Annotated in this window: 4 protein-coding genes; 3 read left to right on the top strand and 1 reads right to left on the bottom strand. The window is 73.7% G+C overall.

Annotated features, from left to right (window positions below; translation table 11 throughout):
- The 3 genes from ACWDOP_RS05405 to ACWDOP_RS05395 all read left to right on the top strand — a co-directional run.
- Positions 1-573, top strand: a 573-nt coding sequence (locus ACWDOP_RS05405; protein WP_456344047.1) for a cytochrome c oxidase subunit I, incomplete at its 5' end; no start/stop codon positions are given.
- A gap of 361 nt (positions 574-934) precedes the next feature.
- Positions 935-14,611: an amino acid adenylation domain-containing protein gene (locus tag ACWDOP_RS05400; protein ID WP_456344046.1), complete on the top strand. Its 13,677-nt coding sequence runs from the start codon at positions 935-937 to the stop codon at positions 14,609-14,611.
- Positions 14,608-17,115, top strand: coding sequence for an excinuclease ABC subunit UvrA (locus ACWDOP_RS05395; protein WP_456344045.1), 2,508 nt, complete (start codon positions 14,608-14,610; stop codon positions 17,113-17,115). Before ACWDOP_RS05400 ends, ACWDOP_RS05395 begins: the two co-directional genes overlap by 4 nt.
- Here ACWDOP_RS05395 and ACWDOP_RS05390 read toward each other — a convergent pair.
- Complete coding sequence (locus ACWDOP_RS05390; RefSeq protein WP_456344044.1) at positions 17,096-19,351, bottom strand: M20/M25/M40 family metallo-hydrolase; 2,256 nt, start codon at positions 19,349-19,351, stop codon at positions 17,096-17,098. The two genes, ACWDOP_RS05395 and ACWDOP_RS05390, sit on opposite strands and share 20 nt — an antisense overlap.
- Positions 19,352-19,392: the final 41 nt, after the last annotated feature.

The raw sequence follows: 19,392 nt of genomic DNA, 5'->3' as shown, positions 1-19,392 counted from the left end.
GTGTCCGACACCTATTTCGTGGTCGCGCACTTCCACTACGTGCTGTTCGGCACGATCGTGTTCGCGACGTTCGCCGGCATCTACTTCTGGTTCCCGAAGATGACCGGTCGCATGATGGACGAGCGCCTGGGCAAGTGGCACTTCTGGACGACCTTCGTCGGTTTCCACACCACGTTCCTGGTGCAGCACTGGCTGGGCAACGAGGGCATGCCGCGCCGCTACGCGGACTACCTGCCCACCGACGGGTTCACGCTGCTCAACACGATCTCGACCATCGGCGCCTTCATCCTCGGCGCCTCGATGCTGCCGTTCGTGTGGAACGTCTTCAAGTCCTACCGCTACGGCGAGGTCGTGACCGTGGACGATCCGTGGGGCTACGGCAACTCCCTCGAGTGGGCGACCACCTGCCCGCCGCCGCGCCACAACTTCTACGAGCTGCCCCAGATCCGTTCGGAGCGACCGGCATTCGAGCTGCACTACCCGCACATGGTGGAGCGCATGCGCGCCGAGGCCCACGTGGGCTGGGGCACCCGGCCGCACACCGCCGACGATCGGGAGTCGATCACCGGCTGATCCGCCCGCTGCCGTCGAACGGCGGTCGTCCTTCGGGGCGGCCGCCGTTTCGCTGTCCGGGGTGAAGTGTGGCGTCCCACCGGCTATTTCGAGTTCCGTGCGGCGCGGCCGACTCCGGCTTTACGGCTGTCGTTGGGCTGCAGGGTGATCGGCGCCGCCCGCTGCCTGATCATTCGTCCACCTGCGGCGCGGACCGAATGGCAGCAGACTTTCAGCAAACTTGCGGTACTGTCCGCAATCACGGGCGCGTACATCGAACTCGCCCGGCGTTTTTCCGCAGGTCTCGACTCCGGGAGGGACAGTGCTCGCCGATTCTCCGGATGTTCTCCACGCCGTGCCGTTCGAATTGTCCAGGGCGCAAATGGAATTGTGGCTCGCCGACGATATCGGGCGCGCCGACGACGCCACCGGCCACCGCCCGCGCGCGCTGCCCGGGCAGGCGCACTACCTGGAACTGCGCGGTGCGCTGGACGCCGATCTCTTCGACGTTGCCTCGCACCGGGCCTTCGAGGAATTCGGCGTCGGCCGGCTACGCATCGGACAGGTGGACGGGCGGCCGTACCAGTGGATGGCGGCCGATATCGGCGGCCGTCTCGAACACGTGGACTGCTCGGGGGAACCGGATCCGCGTGCGGCCGCGCTGGACTGGATGAATCGGCGGCACCGGTGCGCGATCGACCTGCTCGACGCACCGCTCTGGGCGGCCGCGCTGCTGCGGATCGGGCCCGGCCATCACATCTGGTACGGGCAGATGCACCACGTGGCCATCGACGGTTACGGCGGCCTGAGCCTGATCGCGCGGATCGGGCAGTGGTACGACGCGCTACTGGCGGAGTCCGAGCCCGAGCCCTTCGGCGGGCTGTCCCCGGCCCGCATCCAGGCCGCCGACGTCGAATATCGTGCCTCGGCACGCTTTCTCGCCGACCGCGAGTACTGGCGGGAGCGCTTCGCGGACTGGAACGCACCGCTGCCCGCGCCCGGCCCGGCGCGCGTGCGCCGCGGTCGAGCGCCGGTGCCCGCGGCGCTGCGGGCCGCCGGCGCGCTGTCCCCGGCGCACTGGCGGGAGCTGGAAAAGCGTGCCGCGCAGTGCGACGCGAGTCCCGCGCAGGTGCTGGTCGCGGCGATCTGCGCGTTCCGCGCGGGCACCACGGGTGACGTCGAACCCCTGGTGCGGCTGGCGGCCTCGGCGCGCACCACCGCGGTGTTGAAGAAGTCGGGCGGCATGCTCGCCAACGTGCTGCCCATCCGGTTGTGCTGCGCGGGCGCGGTGACGGTGCGCGACCTCGTCGCCGCGGCCGCGCGCGACATCACCGGGGGACTGCGCCATCAGCGCTATCGCTTCGAGGAGCTGCGCCGCGAGCTCGGCATCGGCGCGGACCAGGTGGCGGGCCCGACCGTGAACCTGATGTTCTTCGATCGCACCGGCCGCTTCGGGGAGGCGATCGGCGAATACCGCATTCTCGCTTCCGGATCGGTCGCCGACCTCCACTTCAATCTGTACCGCGCGGGCGCCGCGGACGGGCTGTCGGTCGACCTGCTCGGCAATCCCGACCGATACGACCGGACCGAGCTCGGCGAGCTGCTCGATCGCTTCCTGCTGTTCCTGGGCAACTTCGTCGCGGCCGGTCCGGACACCCCGGTCGCGCGGATCGGGCTGCTGTCCGAGGCGGAGGCGCGCGGGCTGCGCGCGGAGACGCGCGGTGACGCGGTGGAACCCGTCCTGCTCCCGGACCTGTTCGCCGCGGCCGCGCGCCACGACGCGGACCCGGCGGTGGTCCACGGTGACACCGCGCTGGACGGCGCGCGCTGGGACGAGCTCTCGAATACCCTGGCGCACAGGCTGTGCGAGCGGGGCATCGGGCCGGGCGACGTGGTGGCCGTCCCGGCGCGCCGGAGCGTGCACTGGCTGATCGCGATCCGGGGCGTGCTCGCCGCCGGCGCCGCCTACCTGCCGATCGATCCGGCCCATCCCGCCGAGCGGGTGCGGGCGCAGCTCGACGAATCCGACGTACGAGTCGGAATCGACACCGGCGCAGCGGAACTGACCGACGCGGTGCGCTCGGGCCGGGACTGGCTCGACCTGGCCGAGCTGGTGCGGAACCACACCGGGTCCGGAACCCGGCCCGTCACCGACGCCGACCGCCCCCGGCCCGCGCACCCCGCGCACCCGGCCTACGTCATCTACACCTCGGGCTCCACCGGAACCCCCAAGGGCGTCGCGGTGACCCACGCCGGTCTGGCGAATCTCTGCGCCGCGCGGTCCGCCCTGCTGCCCGCCAGGCCCGGCGACCGGGTGCTGTGCGGTGCCGCGCCGACCTTCGACGCCTCGCTGTGGGAGCTGCTCTTCGCCACCACCGGCGCCACCCTGGTCATCGCGCCCGACGACGTCTACGCGGGTCCCCGGCTCGCCGAATTCCTGCGGCGCGAGCGCATTACGCACGCGTTCCTCACCCCGGCCGTCCTGGCGGCCACCGATCCCGCCGGGCTGGGCGAGCTGCGCCTGCTCGCCACCGGCGGCGAGGCCTGCCCGCAGTCCGTGGTGGCCGCGTGGGCGCGCGGGCGCACCCTGGTCAACGCGTACGGGCCCACCGAGGCCAGCATCGTCACGCACCTGGGCCCGATGGCGCCGGACCGCCCGATCACCCTCGGCGCGCCCGTTCCCGGCGTGCGCGCCCACGTCCTGGACCCCTGGCTGCGACCGGTGCCGCCGGGCGTGGTGGGCGAGCTCTACCTGGGCGGTCCGGGGCTCGCGCGCGGTTACCTCGCCCGATTCCCGCTCACCGCCGCCCGTTTCGTGGCGGACCCGTTCGGCGATTCCGGCGCGCGGCTCTACCGCACCGGCGACCTGGTGACCGGGGACGCCGCGGGCGACCTGGTCTTCCACGGCCGCGCCGACGCGCAGGTGAAGGTGCGCGGCCTGCGCATCGAACTCGGCGAGATCGAAGCCGTGCTCGCCGACTGCCCCGGCGTCGCCCAGGCGGTGGTGGTGCTGCACGGCGCGGCGTCCGCCCCGCGCATCGTCGCCTACGCCATGCCGGAGCCCGGCTTCCTGCTCACCACGCGCGAACTGGAAGTGGCTGCCGCGCAACGGCTTCCGGCGTACATGGTGCCCACCATCATCCTGCTCGACCGCTTCCCGCTGTCCCCGAGCGGCAAGGTGGACCGGCGGGCGCTGCCCGCTCCCGTCGCGCCCGCCGTCGTCTACCGCGCCCCCGTCACTGCGGCGGAGAAGGCGGTCGCGGCGGCGTTCGCGGACCTGCCCGCCGTGCCCGCGGACGGCGTCGCCCGCATCGGCCTGGACGAGGACTTCTTCGCGCTCGGCGGGGATTCGCTCAGCGCGGCCGTGGTCGCCGCGCGGGTGGGTGCGGCCCTGGGCGTGGAGGCCGGGGTGCGCGATCTGTTCGAAGCCCCCACGGTCGCCGGTTTCGCCGAACGTGTCGGCGCCCGTGAACTCTTGGCCGAGCGCACGCGCCCGGCCCGGCGCCCCCGCCCCGACCGGGTGCCGCTGTCGTACGCGCAACGGCGGCTCTGGCTGATCAACCGCCTGGACCCGGCGTCGCCGGCCTACAACATGCCGCTCGGCCTGCGCCTGACCGGAGCCCTCGACGTCAGCGCGCTGACCGCCGCCCTGACCGACGTCGTCGGCAGGCACGAAGCGCTGCGCACCGTGTTCGCCGAGTCCGACGGCGGCGTCCGCCAGCGACTGGCGCCGGCCGGCGCCGTGGTGAACCCGCTGTCCCCGGAGCCGATCGACGCCGCGCTTGTCGAGCACGAACTGCGCGAATTCGTCCGCGCCGGTTTCGATCTGGCGCACGAGGCGCCGCTGCGCCTGCGCCTGCTCCGGGTGCTCGGCCCGCAATCCGAACAGCATGTCCTGCTCGTGCTGGCGCATCACATCGTCGCCGACGGCATGTCGCTGGCCCCGTTCGCGCGCGATCTGGCGACCGCCTACCGGGCCCGGCTGCGCAGCTCCGCGCCGGAGTGGAACCCGCTGCCGGTGCAGTACGCCGACTACACGCTGTGGCAGCGCGAACTGCTCGGGGACGAGTCCGATCCGGATTCGGAACTGTCCCGGCAACTCGGCTACTGGCGCGGCGTGCTCGGCGGTCTGCCGCCGGAATCGGCACTGCCGCCGCATCGTTCGCGTCGCGGCCGGGGTACGCGGCGGGCGGCGCGGGTCACCGCCGAGCTGCCCGAGCACATCGTGCACGGGCTGCGCGACCTCGCGCGGCGGCACGGCGCGACCCTGTTCATGGTCGCGCACGCGGGTCTGGCCGCCCTGCTGGCCCGGGTCTCCGGCGGCGCCGACATCGCCCTGGGCACCCCGGTGGCTGGGCGCGGGGACGCGCGGCTGGACGATCTCATCGGCATGTTCGTCAACACCCTGGTCCTGCGCGTTCCGGTGGACGGCTCGGAGTCCGGCGACGCGTTGCTGTCCCGGGTGCGCGACATCGACCTCGCGGCCTTCGCGCACGGCGAGGTGCCGTTCGAGCGGGTCGTGCGGGCGGCAGGCGTGCCGCACACCCCCGCCCAGCACCCGCTGTTCCAGGTGATGCTGTCGGTGCGGTCCGGCGAGACGGTCGCGTTCGAACTGCCCGGGCTGCAGGCAGATACGATCGGCCTCGCGGTGCCGGTGGCCAAGTTCGATCTGGAGTTCACCGTCGTCGAATCGGCGGCGGGGCTGACGCTGACCCTGGACTACGCCACCGAGCTGTTCGAGGCCGCGGACATGGCGGCCCTCGCCGAACGCGCGGTCCGGGTGTTCGACCAGCTGGCCCGGGATTCGAGCGTGCCGGTGGGCGACATCGACCTGCTCTCGGCCGCCGAGCGGGCGGCGCTGCGGGAGCGCGACGACGAGGGCGAGGCGGTGCCCGCGCCGCTGCCGCACCTGCTGACCCGGGCCGCGGCGTACGCGCCGGGGGCCACCGCGGTGGTGTGCGGGGACCGCACGCTCACCTACGGCGAGCTGCTTCCGCGCGTGAACCATTTGGCGCGCAGGCTGATAGCGCTGGGGGCCGGGCCGGAGGACGTCGTGGCGGTGGCGCTGCCCCGCTCCCTCGAATGGGTCGTGGCGATGTGCGCGGTCGCGCAGGCGGGCGCGGCGGCGCTGCCGCTCGACCCGGGCGCACCCGCCGAGCGCGTGCGCCTCATGCTCACCGATTCCGAGGTTCGCCTCGGGCTCACCGGCCCCGGCGCCGAGCTGCCGGACCTGCCCGGCGGTTCCTGGCTCGCCGTCGACTTCGACGAGCTCGACGGCTGCGACGAGCCCGTCACCGACGCCGACCGGATCCGCCCGTTGCGACTGACCCATCCGGCCTATTTGATCTACACCTCGGGCTCCACCGGAATTCCCAAGGCCGTGTGCGTGACGCACGCCGGACTGGCGAACGTGGTGGTCACCCAGGCGCAGCGCTGCGACGCCGACCCGCGCGCCCGGGTGCTCGCGGTCGCCTCACCGGCGTTCGACGCCTCGATCTGGGAACTGCTGCAGGCGCTGGGGGCGGGTGGCGCGCTGGTGATCGCGCCGCCCGCCGCGTACGCGGGCTTCGAGCTGTTCGATTTCCTTGCCGGAGAGCGCGTTACGCATGCCCTGCTGACGCCGCGCGTACTGGCGACCCTGCCGGAGGGGGATCTGCCGGACCTGCGGCTGCTGGCCACCGGCGGGGAAACCTGCCCGCCGGAGCTGACCGCCCGGTGGTCCGCGGACCGGTGCTTCGTGAACGCCTACGGGCCCACCGAGGCCACCATCTGGGCCACCGTCACCCGCCCGCTGCGCTCCGGGGCGGGACCGGTCCCGATCGGCGATCCCGTCGTCGGCGCCCGGATCCGCGTGCTGGACGCGCGTTTGCGCCCGGTCCCGCCCGGTGTCGTCGGCGAGATCTACGTGGCGGGCGCCGGGGTGGCGCGCGGGTACGCCCATCGGCCCGGGCAGACCGGCGCGCGCTTCGTGCCCGATCCCTTCGGCGCGCCCGGTACGCGCATGTACCGCACCGGCGATCTCGGTGCCCGGCGCGCCGACGGCGAGCTGGACTACCACGGGCGCAACGACTTCCAGGTCAAGGTGCACGGGGTGCGGCTGGAGCCCGGCGAGGTCGAGGCCGCGCTGTCGGCGGCGCCCGAAGTGGCCGCGGCCGCGGTGGTGGTGCGCCCCGGCGCCGCGGGGCCCGAACTCCTCGGCTACGTGGTGCCCGTGCCCGGCGCGACCGTCGACACCGAGGGGCTGTGCGCCGTCCTCGCGCGACGCCTACCGGCGCAGCACGTGCCGGCCCAGGTGCGCATACTCGACCACCTGCCGCTCACCCCGGCGGGCAAACTCGATCGCGCCGCCCTGCCCGCGCCCGAGGCCGCGCGGGCGGTGTTCGACGAACCCGCAACGCCCACCGAGGAACTCGTCGCGCGCGTGTTCGCCCGGGCCCTCGCCGCCGACCGGGCCGGCCGGGCCGACGACTTCTTCGCGCTCGGCGGCAACTCCCTCAGCGCGGCCGGCGCGGTGAGCCTGCTGCGCACCGAACTCGCGGGCGCGGCGACGGTGGAACCGCGCGACCTCTTCGACGAGCCCACGGTTGCGGGACTGGCCCGGCTGCTCGACGACCGGCGGGCCGCGCGGCCCGCCGGTGAGCCCGGATCGCCCGATCCGGAACCGGACGGTACAGGGCCGGAACGGGTTCCGCTGTCGTTCGCACAGCAGGGGATCTGGCTGCTGGACCGGAGCGGAGCGGGCGCGGCGTACCACATTCTGCTGGCCGTGCGGCTGGGCGGCGCGCTGGACGTGGCCGCGCTGGCGGCGGCGGTGGCCGATGTGGTGCAGCGGCACGAGCCGCTGCGCACCTACTTCCCCGAGCACGAGGGCGTGCCGTATCAGGCGGTGGCGCAGGAGGACGTCGGCGCGATGGACATCCGCCGCATCCCGCCCGCCCGCCTCGAACGCGCGCTGGCCACCTTCGAGGCACAGCCCTTCGACCTCGCCGCCGCCCCGCCGGTGCGGGCCAGGCTCTTCGCGGTCGACGCCTCGGGGGACGCCGCGCACCGTTCGGAATGGGTGCTGGCCCTGGTGGTGCACCACGTGAACGCGGACGGCTTCTCCCTGGCCCCGCTCGCCCGCGATCTCGCCGCGGCGTACGCCGCGCGGACCACCGGCACGACGCCGTACTGGCCCGTTCTCGGCACGCGGTACGCCGACCACACCCGCGCGCAGCACCGCGCGCTCGGCCGGCCCGACGACCCCGATTCGGAACTGGCACGGCAGCTCACGTACTGGCGCGCGGTGCTCGCGGACGCGCCGCTGGAACTGCCGCTGCCGCTGGACCGCCCCCGCCCGGACATCGCCGCGCATGTGGGCGCGAGCGTCGAAACGACACTGCCGCAGCCGATGACGGCACGGCTGCGCGCGCTGGCCACCGCCCATCGCGCGTCGATGTTCATGGTGACCCATGCCGCGCTCGCGGTGCTGCTGGCGAAGCTGTCCGGCACCGGTGACATCGTGATCGGCACGCCCACCGCGGGCCGGTCCGCGCCCGGCCTGGACGATCTGGTCGGCATGTTCGTCAACTCCGTGCCGCTGCGGGTGGCCGTCGATCCCGACGCGTCCTTCGCCGCGCACCTGGACCGGGTGCGCGCGGTGGACCTGGACGCGCTCGCGCACGCGCACACCCCGTTCGAGCACATCGTGGAGGCGCTGCGGCTGCCGCGCTCGGCGGCCCGGCATCCGCTGTTCCAGGTGGCGCTGTCCTTCCGGAACTTCGAGGTGCCCGAACTGCGCCTGCCCGGCGTGCGGGTGGAGACGCTCACCACCCCCGCCCACGCCATCCGCTTCGATCTGGAATTCGAACTGGCGGAGCATGATTCGGGCCTCACGGTGACGCTGCGCTACGACACCGCGCTGTTCGACTCCGAGACCACCCGGGGACTGCTCGAACGATTCGAGCGAACGCTCACCGCCGTGGCCGCCCGCCCCGACCGCCCGATCCACACCGTGGACGTGCTCTCGCCCCGGGAACGCCGCCGCCTGCCCCGGGTCGCCGTGAACACCGCGAACCCCGCCCCGATCACCCTGCCCGAGATACTCGCCCGGACGGTGGCCCACGCACCGGAGTCCCGTGCCCTGGTGTACGGCGCGACCACCCTGACCTACCGCGAACTGGACGAACACGCGAATCGTCTGGCCCGCCTACTGATCGGCGGCGGCATCGGCCCCGGCGACGTGGTCGCCGTCGCGATGCGCCGGTCGCCCGCCTGGCTGGTCGCCCTGTGGGCGGTGGCCAAGACCGGCGCGGCCTACCTCCCGGTCGATCCGGCCCACCCGTCCCACCGCATCACCGGCATGCTCGCGGATTCGTCCGCGGCCCTCGGCTTGACCACCGCCGCCACCCGCCACGAACTCCCCGACCTCCCTTGGCTGGTGGTCCACGATCCCGTCCCGGCAGTCCCCGCGGCCCCGGCTGATCAGGCGGATTCGGCTGCCTTGGGTGACTCTGCTGCCACAACAGAACCGACCTGCTCGGCTGCGCTGGCGGATTCGGCCGCCATGGCCGACGCGGCAGACCCGGCGGACTCGGCCTATCTGTCCGACATGGCAGACCCGGCGGCCCTGGCTGAGCTCGCCCGCTCGGCTGCTCCGGCCGACTCGGTTGCCCCGCGTGGTCGTACGAACTCTGCCGTTCCGGCTGTTTCGGCCGGCCTGTCCCTGTCGGCTGTCCGGGTCGTTCCGGCGGATTCGCCCGGCTCGGCCGGTCGGGCCCACGCGGGCGACGCGCCCGACATGCCCGACGTATCTACCGGTGGCGCCGTGCCCGGCGTCGCCGGGGCCGCTCGGACGCCGGCGTCCACCGAGCCCGTCACCGACGCGGACCGGCGTCGGCCGATCCATCCGGCGGATGCCGCGTACGTGCTGTTCACGTCCGGATCCACCGGGGCGCCCAAGGGCGTGGTCGTCACCCACGCGGGCCTGGCGCACATGCTCGCGGCGCAGGACGAGCACTGCGGGGTCGGGGCGGATTCCCGTGTCCTGCAACTCGCTTCGCCGGGGTTCGACGCCTCGCTGTGGGAGGTCCTGCTCGCGACGGGGGCGGGGGCGACGCTCGTTATCGCGCCGCCGGACGTGTACGGGGGTGCGGAGCTCGCGGCGCTGCTGTCCGCGGCGCGGGTCACGCACGCGTTCATCACGCCGGCGGTGCTGGCCACCATGGACCCGGACACGCTCGAAACAGCCGGGGGCGCACCGATTCTGCGCACCGTGGTGACCGGGGGCGAGGTGGTGGCGCCGGGGGTGGCCGCGCGCTGGGCCGCCGGGCGTGAGCTGCTCGTCGCCTACGGGCCCACCGAGGTCACCATCGTCGCCACCATCAGCGCGCCGCTGGGCCCGGATCGGCCCGTGACCATCGGCGGGCCCGCCGCCGGTATGCGCTGCTACGTGCTCGACAACCGGCTGGCGCTCGTGCCCGACGGCGTGATCGGCGAACTCTACGTGGCGGGTCCCGGTGTGGCGCGCGGATACTGCGCGCGGCCCGGCCTGACCGCCGGGCGCTTCCTGCCCGATCCGTTCGCCCCGGGCCGCATGTATCGCACCGGCGACGCGGTGCGCAGGCGCGCCGACGGCGCCCTGATCTTCTTCGGCCGCACCGATTCCCAGGTCAAGGTACGCGGGCAGCGCATCGAGCTCGGCGAGATCGAGGCCGCGCTGGCGAGCCTGCCCGGTGTCGCCCAGGCGGCCGCACTGGTGCGGGCGGACGATCCCGGCGAACCCCGGATCGTCGCGTACGCCACGCCCGCGCGCGGGGTGAAGCTCGACCCGATCCGGTTGCGCACCATGCTGTCCCGTCAGCTTCCGGGGTACCTGATGCCATCGGCCATCGCGTGTTGCGAGCACCTGCCGCTGACCGTGAACGGCAAGCTCGACCGGGCCGCGCTGCCCGCGCCCGCGGCGGAGACCGAGCCCTTCCGGGAGCCGGTCACCGCGGCCGAACGCGCGGTGGCGCGAGCCTTCGCCGAGGTGCTGGGGGTGGAGCGGGTCGGCCTGGATGACGACTTCTTCCGGCTGGGCGGCAACTCGCTCAGCGCCACCCGCGTCGCGGCCCGGATCGGCGCCGCGCTGCGCGCCGGGGTGCCGGTCCGGGAGGTCTTCGACGCGCCGACGGTCGCGGGATTGGCCGCGCGCCTGTCGGATTCACCGCACCCGGCCCGGCCGGAACCGCGGGCGGGGGAGCGGGGCGAGCGGACGCCGCTGTCCTTCGCGCAGCAGCGCCTGTGGCTGCTGAACCGCCTCGATCCGGACTCCCCGGCCTACAACATCCAGCTCGTGCTGCGCCTGACCGGAACACTGGACCACGCCGCGCTGCGAGCGGCGCTGCACTACGTGGTGGACCGGCACGAGGCGCTGCGGACGTACTACCCCGAACGCGACGGCGTCGGCGAGCAGCGGGTGGTCCCGGCCGGTTCGGTGCTCGGCGACGTGGCCGTCCACCGCTGCGACACCTTCGACGCCGACGCGTGGATCACCGAAATCTGCGCGGCGCCTTTCGATCTCACCGCCGAAGTACCCGTGCGCTGCGCCCTGTTCGCGGTGGGCGAGGGTGCGGGCGAACCGCGCGAGTGGCTGCTGGTCTTCGTCGTGCACCACGCCAACGCGGACGGCTACTCGCTCGCCCCGCTGGCCCGCGATCTGGGGGAGGGCTACGCGGCGGCGACACGCGGCGAACGGCCCGACCGCGCACCGCTCGGGGTGCAGTACGCCGACTATGCCCGATGGCAGCGCGAGGTGCTCGGCGCCGCCGACGATCCGCTGTCCGAGCACAGTCGCCAACTCGACTACTGGACAACCACTCTCGCCCAGGCGCCGGCCGACCTCGGCCTGCCCGTCGATCGCCCCCGCCCGGCGGTGGCCGCGACGCACGGCCGCACCGTCACCTGCGTCGTTCCCGAATCCACCGTCACCGCGCTGCGGGACCTGGCCGAACAGCACGACGCCTCCTTCTTCATGACCCTGCACGCCGGGCTGGCCCTGCTGCTGTCGGCATGGTCCGGCGGCGACGACATCACCATCGGCACCGCGGTGGCAGGCCGGGGCGCGGCCGCGCTCGACGATCTGGTCGGCATGTTCGTCAACACCCTGGCCCTGCGCGTGGAAGTCGATGCGGCCGAGTCGTTCTCGTCGCTGCTGACGCGCGTGCGGGAGGCGGATCTGGCGGCCTTCGCCCACGCCGAACTGCCCTTCGACCGGGTGGTCGAGGCCCTGGATCCACCGCGTTCCCGCGCGCGCCACCCGCTCTTCCAGGTCGTGCTGGCGCTGCAGAACCTGGACCCGATCGGGCTGCGACTACCCGGCCTGCGCGCGGAGCCCGTGCCCGCGCCGATCACCACCGCGCGCTTCGATCTCGAATTCGTCTGCACCCCGGTGGATTCCGGCCTCCGGATCGACCTGCAGTACGCGACCGAGCTCTTCGACCACGGCACCGTCACCGCCCTGCTCGGCCGCTACCGGCGCCTGCTGGAGTCCGCCGCCGCCGCGCCGCATCGCCCGACCGCTCGCCTGGGCATCCTGGGCCCGCACGAACACCGGCTGGTCGTGCGCGAATGGAATCGCACCGAGACCGGCGAGGTCGATCTGCTGCTGCCGGACCTGCTGGACGCGGCCGTACGCCGTGCGGCCGAGTCCGAGGCGCTGCGGTGCGGCGAGATCGCCCTGACCTACCGCGAGCTGGACGCGCGGGCACAACGGCTGGCCCGGCGGTTGCGGGCCCGCGGCATCGGCCCCGAAGACGTGGTGGCCCTGGGGATATCGCGCTCGGTGGCCTGGGCGGCGGCCCTCTGGGGCATCACCGAATCCGGCGCCGCCTTCATGCCGCTGGATCCCGCCGCGCCGCCCGCGCGCCTGTCGGCGATGCTCGCCGCGACCGGCGCCCGCGTCGTGCTCACCACCGCCGCCGAGCGCGCGGTCTTCGACACGCTGCCGAACCTCGAGGTGCTGATCCTGGATCCGGACGGCGCGGCATCCGGTCCGGAACCCGAACAGCCGCCGTCCCCGGCCCGGGACGCGCGCCCCGGCAACGCCGCCTACGTCATCCACACCTCGGGCTCGACCGGCGTCCCCAAGGCCGTGGTCGTGTCGCACGCCGGGCTCGCGAACATGGCCGCCACCCAGGCGCGCTGCATCGGCGCCGAGCGCACCGCGCGGGTACTGTGCGTCGCCGCACCGAGTTTCGACGTCTCGGTGTGGGAACTGGTGCTGGCCGCGGACGCGGCCGCCACCCTGATCATCGCCCCGCCCGGGGTCTACGCCGGCCCCGAGCTCGCCGAACTGCTGCGGCGCGAACGGGTGACACACGCCGTCGTGACGCCCGGGGTGCTGGCCTGCACCCCCGCCGCGGACCTGCCCGACCTAGCGGTGGTCGTCACCGGCGGCGAAGCCTGCCCGCCGGCCGTCGCGGCGACCTGGGGTGCCGGGCGCCGCCTCGTCAACGCCTACGGCCCCACCGAGACCACCGTCGTCAGCACCGTCAGCGGGGCGCTCGACGGCAGCGCCCCGATCACCATCGGCGGCCCCGCCGTGGGCACCCGCTGCTACGTCCTGGACCGCGCCCTGCGCCCGCTGCCCGTCGGCGCCGTCGGCGAGCTGTACATCGGCGGCCCCGGAGTGGCGCGCGGCTACTTCGGCAGGCCCGCGGGCACGGCAACCCGCTTCGTCCCGGACCCCTTCGGCCCGCCCGGCGAAAGGCTGTACCGCACCGGCGATCTCGTGTCCTGGACCGACACCGGCGAGCTGCGCTACCGGGGCCGCGGCGACTTCCAGGTCAAGATTCGCGGCATGCGGGTCGAACCCGGTGAGATCGAGGCGGTCCTGTCCCGCGCACCCGGCGTGGCGCAGATCCTCGCCGTCCGCACCGACGGCCCCGCGGGTGCGGCCCTGACGGCCTACGCGGTGCCCGAGCCCGGCCGCGCCCTCGACCCCGGCGAGCTGACCGCCCTCGCGGCGCGGCAGCTGCCGGATTACCTGCGCCCCACCGTGATCGTGCTCGACCGCCTGCCCCTGCGCGCCAACGGCAAGATCGATCGAGCCGCCCTGCCCGCCCCGGCGCCGGTCCGCTCGGACTACCTGGCACCGGTGCGCCCGGCCGAACGCCGGGTCGCCGCCGCCTACGCCGAGGTCCTCGGCCTCGACCGTGTGGGACTGAACGACGAGTTCTTCGCGCTCGGCGGCAATTCCCTGGGCGCCGCCCGGGTCATCGCGCGGCTCGACGGCGGAGTCGCCCTGCGCGATCTCTTCGAAGCCCCCCGGGTGCGCGAGCTGGCCGAGCGACTCGACGATTCCGCGGGCTCGATTCACCCCCGCGCCAACGAGTCCTACGAGGTCCTGCTGCCGCTGCGCCGCACCGACGGCGACATCCTGTTCTGCGTGCATCCCGGCGGCGGCCTGGCCTGGCCCTACGCCGGACTGCTCGACCGGCTCGACCCCGCGGTCGCGCTGTATGGCCTGCAGGATCCCTGGGTGCTCGGCGCCGGGGAGCCGTACGACAGCCTGCACGACTACGCGGCCCGCTACGTGGACGAGATCCTGCGCGTGCGCCCGGCCGGACCGTATCGGCTGCTGGGCTGGTCGCTCGGCGGGCGCATCGCGCACGAGATCGCCGTCCGGCTCCAGGATCAGGGTGCGGAGGTCGCGCTGCTGGCCATGATGGACAGTGCCGCGGACGACGGCGGCACGGTGCTCGATCCGCGGGACACCGCGGCGGCGTGGGCCGAACTGCACGGCATGGCGGAGCTGACGCGCGCGGCCGAGAGCTTCCCGCCCGAGATGGTCGAGCGCGCCACCGCCGCTCTCACCCGGCCCGTGACCGGCCGGCCCGGCGGCCGCTATCGCGGGAACCTGGTGCACTTCACCGCGACCGTCGCCGCGGGTGACCGGCGGCCCGCCGCGAGCTGGCGCGACCACGTCACCGGCGACATCGCCGACATCCCCGTCGCGGCCACGCATATCGGTATGGCACAGCCGATTCCGCTGACCGAGATCGCCCGGGGCCTGACCCGGCACTGGCACGGCGCATGAGCACCGCGCACCTGCCCGCGGCCATCCACGTGGTCGGCGCGCGCGTGCACAACCTCGACGACCTGACCGTCGACATCCCGCTCTGGTCCTGGGTGGCGATCACCGGGCTGTCGGGTTCGGGCAAGTCCTCGCTCGCCCTGGACGTGCTCTACGGCGAGGGCTATCAGCGCCTGCTCGGCGGGCTGTCCACCTACACGCGGCGCCGGATCAGCCAGGCCGAACGCCCCGACGTGGACCGGATCGACTACCTGCCCGCGACCCTGGCCCTGCGCCAGCGCCCGCCGATCCCGGGACGGCGCAGCACCGTCGGCACCATGACCGAGGTCTACAACGTGCTGCGCCTGATGTACTCGCGGCTCGGTTCGCACCTGTGCCCCACCGGTTTCCGGCTGCCACCGGCGCTGGACGCCGCGCTGCGCGGCCGGGTGGACCTGCCCGAATGCGGCGGCGAGTTCGAGCTGCCGGGCGCGGAGTCCTTCGCCTTCGACAGCTTCGGCGCCTGCCCGCGCTGCGGCGGCCTCGGCACCGTCGAGGAGATCGACGACGCCGCCCTGATCCCGAATCCGGACCTGTCGATCGCCGACGGCGCGGTCGCGCCGTGGAAGCTCCCGCTGCGCGACTTCCAGCCGCAGATCGCCGAACAGCTCGGCGTCCGCATCGACGTGCCCTATCGCGAGCTGACCGCGCACGAGCGCGAGATCGTCCTGAACGGGCCCGCCGAGAAGCGGCACGTGGTGGTCACCACCAAATCCGGGCGGGCCGCCGAACTCAACGGCACCTACGAGAACGCCCGTGCGGCGGTGCGGCATTCGCTCGCCAACAGCTCGAGCCAGACCACCCGCGAGCGGCTGAGCAAATTCTTCACCCTGCACACCTGCCCGGCCTGCCACGGCACGCGGTTGCGCCCCGAGGCGCTCACCACCCTGATCGGGGACCACGACATCGCCGCGACCAGCGCGCTGACGCTGGCCGAATTGGTGCCCTGGGCACGCGCATTGGCCGATACGCTGCCCGCCGACATGCACGGTCTGGCCACCCGGCTGACCACCGAGTTCGTGCGCGCGATCGAGCCGCTGTGCACCCTGGGGCTGGGCTACCTGAGCCTGGACCGCGCGGGCGAATCGCTGTCGACGGGGGAGCGCCAGCGCATCCAGCTGACCTCGACCCTGCAAACCCGTTCCACCGGAATGCTCTACGTGCTCGACGAACCCTCGATCGGCCTGCACCCGGCCAATGTCGAGGGCCTGCGCGAGGTCATCCGCGCCCTGGTCGGCAACGGCAACTCGGTGGTCATGGTGGATCACGAGATCGATCTGCTGCGCGCGGCGGACCACCTCATCGAGATGGGACCGGGGGCGGGCCGCGCGGGCGGCCGCGTCATCGCCCGGGGCACCGCCGCCGAACTCGCCGCCGACCCGAATTCGATCACCGGGCCCTATCTGTCGGGCGCGGCCGAGACGCACGCCCGCAGGGCCCGGCCGGTGCGGGACACCGATCCCCGGCTGGAGATCACCGTCGGCGACTTCTACACCCTGCACGGGGTGACCGCGCGGATCCCGCTGGAGCGCCTCACCCTGGTCACCGGCGTCTCCGGATCCGGCAAGACCAGTCTCATCCTGGAGAGCCTGGTACCGGCTCTGGACCGCGTGCTACGCGGGCGGGAACTCCCCGAACACGTTGCGGCACTGGACAGCGCGGGTCTCACCCGGGTGGTCACGGTCGACTCGACGCCGATCGGCAACAACAGCCGCTCCACCCCGGCCACCTACTCCGGCGCGTTCGACGGGCTGCGCGCGCTGTTCGCGGCCACCCCGCTCGCGCGCGAACGGCACTGGGGCGCGGGCCGTTTCTCCTACAACGTCAAGGGCGGGCAGTGCCCGGTGTGCGCCGGACTCGGCGAGGTGTCGCTGGACGTGCAGTACCTGCCCGACATGACGATCACCTGCCCGACCTGCCACGGCGCCCGGTACAACGCCGAGACGCTCGAGGCGCGGGTGGACGGCCTGACCATCGCCGACGTCCTGGCCCTCACCGTCGCCGACGCCGCGGACCGCTACGCGAGCGTCGCGCGGGTCGGCCCGCCGCTGCAGGCGCTGCGCGAGGTCGGGCTCGGCTACCTCGCGCTCGGCGAGCCCACGCCCGCGCTGTCCGGCGGCGAGGCCCAGCGGATGCGCCTGGCCGGCGGTTTGCGCTCGGACCAGACCGGTGTGCTCTACGTCTTCGACGAGCCGACGACCGGACTGCACCCCGGCGACGTGCGCACCCTGGTCGGGGTGTTCGAGCGGCTGCTGCGGGCCGGGGCCACCATCGTCGCCATCGACCACGACCTGGATCTCATCGGCGACGCCGACCACGTCATCGACATGGGACCCGGCGGCGGGCCCGAGGGCGGCCGGATCGTGGCCACCGGAACGCCCCGGCAGATCGCCGAAACGCCCGGCAGCCCGACCGGCCGCTACCTGCGCCGGCACCTGTTCGGGGGACCTACAGACCCGGCACCGTGACGAAGACCGCCGCCGTGCTGTCCTGCCGGAAGTAGGTGTCCAGCGGTGGCGTGCCGAAGGCTTCGATGCCCGAGTCCGGCAGCCAGGTGTAGTCCACCAGCCGCAGGGACAGCGGCCCGGCGGGCGCGGTCAACTCCACCTCGACGCCGTCGGCGGGCGGCGCCCAGAATCGGAATCCGTACTCGGGCATCGTGTCCGGCGTGCGGCCCTGGACCTTCAGCGTCTCCAGCGCCCCGTCCGGCCAGCGCAGATCCAGGCGATAGGCGCCGCGCGTCGACCGCAACCGCAGGGTCACCGTGCGCTTGCCCGCCTCGGTCCGGTCGGCGACCACCTGGGCGACGGGCGCCGAAAGCGCCTGTGCCGGAGCGTCACCCGAGGAGACCGCCTTCTTGACCACCTCGCCGAAGGGGCCGTCCGGCGCGCCGTCGCGCACGAAGTCCCGCGACCACGAGTCCGGGGCGAGCATCGACACCCAGCGCGCCTGCGCCCGGTCGGCGTCCAGGGCGTAGATGATCTGCGACAGTCGGGGATGCCGCTCGTCGAAGGTGTCCACGGCCAGTCCCGCGGCCACCAGCGCGACCGTGAGCGTCACGGCCGCACCGGGAATCAGCCAGCCGCGGCGGCCGGGCCGGCTGCGGCTCAGGGTCAGCATCAGCAGCGCGCCCAGCAGCACCACCGCGGGCGCGGTCAGGAACGGGGCGGTGACCATACCGGTCTGCACTCCGGCCCAGGCCGTGGAACCCAGGAACAGGGCCGCCGGAGCCAGCAGCAGGGTCAGCACCGGCAGTCGCCAGGGATCACCGATGACGAAGCTCGCGCCCACCCCCAGCACGGCGGCGGCCGCGGGCACCACCAGCACCTGTGCCGCGGGCGGCGACACCAGCGCCAGCCCCGCGCCCAGCAGCGTCACCCCCAGCAGCAGGCCGATCGCGGTGCCGCTCGGCCCGAACAGCTTGCGCGCGAGGGCATACCAGCCGACGAGGACCGCCGCGGACAGCACCAGGACCGCCGTGTGGAAGAACTCCGGGCGGTACGGGTCCACCGGCGAGGCCCGGTACTCCGGGCGGATCCACTGCACCACCCACCACAGCCCGTAGGTCGCCGCGACCGCGAGCGGCATCGCGATCAGCAGCGTCACCGCACCGCCGAGCACCGCCTTCAGGCTCGCGTCGCGGCTGCGCCGGACGTGCCACACCAGCAGGCAGGCGCCCAGTGTCGCCAGCGCCGCGAGCACCAGGATCACCCACGCGGGGACCACGACCAGGCCGCCGAAAGGCAGTGGGAAGTAGGCGGCGTCGGAGCTGTCGGTGTCGGCCCCGAAATCGCGCTGCCCGAAATCCCTTGTCAGCGCGAGGGTGTTGTCGCCCAGCTGCTGCACCGTGGGCAGGCTCACGTGCTCGGGGGTGTCCTCGCGATTGTGGTAGTAGGCGCTGCTGCCCGCGAAAGCCCAATCCAGCACCCGCAACTCGCCCGATTCGAAGGAGACGAAGTCGGTGCTGCTGGGGATGCCCGCGCCGGCGGCCGCGGTGGTCGTGGAATCGGTGTTGGGGTGCGGCGCCCGGGCCACCGCGCGGATCAGCGGACCGTCGGGATGGGTGATGCGCCACAGCAGCGGCGGGCCGCTCGCGCCGCGGGCGTCGTGATTGACCACCGCGCCGCGCTTGTCGTAGCCGCCCGCCGCCACGAAGGCCTCCGCGCCGAGCAGACCGGGCTCCTCGGCGTCGGTCAGCAGGATCACCACGTCGTTGCGCAGCGTGTCCTCGCCCTCGCGCAGCGCGCGGACAGTCTCCATGATCGCCGCGACGCCGACGCTGTCGTCGTTCGCGCCGGGTCCCGAGGTCACCGAATCGTAGTGCGCGGTCAGGTAGACCGTGCCGGTCGAATCGGTGCCGGGCAGCGTGGCGACGATGTTGGCGACATCCGCGAAGGCGGCCTCGGGGGTGCGCAGGCCGGCCGGGTAGGTGCCGACGCCGCGCCGAATCTCGGCCGCCAGTCCCAGCTTCCGCAGTTCGGCGACCAGATGATCACGCACCCGGGCGTGTTCGGCCGAGCCGACCGCGTGCGGGGCCTTGGCTATCTCCTCGATGACGCGCTGCGCCCGTTCGGCACTGAAGACCTCCGCGGGCGCCGATTCGGCGCGGAAACCACGTGGTTGCTGATCCCACGCCGTCACCACCGCCAACACCAGCAGTAGCGCGAATGCCAGAAGCCCGGAAATTCCTCGTCCCGCCCGCATACTCCGATACTAGGCACGATTGTGCCCGGGGGGTCAGGCTC

It is taken from the genome of Nocardia sp. NPDC003693 (assembly GCF_053981095.1).
The sequence above is the reverse complement of the archived record's forward strand: the minus strand, read 5'-3'. Positions and strand labels throughout refer to the sequence as shown.

Bases quoted from the DNA above. Each gene is read 5' to 3' on its own strand.
- ACWDOP_RS05395 (WP_456344045.1), top strand. From the start codon at position 14,608: ATGAGCACCGCGCACCTGCCCGCGGCCATCCACGTGGTCGGCGCGCGC.
- ACWDOP_RS05390 (WP_456344044.1), bottom strand. From the start codon at position 19,351: ATGCGGGCGGGACGAGGAATTTCCGGGCTTCTGGCATTCGCGCTACTG.
- ACWDOP_RS05400 (WP_456344046.1), top strand. From the start codon at position 935: ATGGAATTGTGGCTCGCCGACGATATCGGGCGCGCCGACGACGCCACC.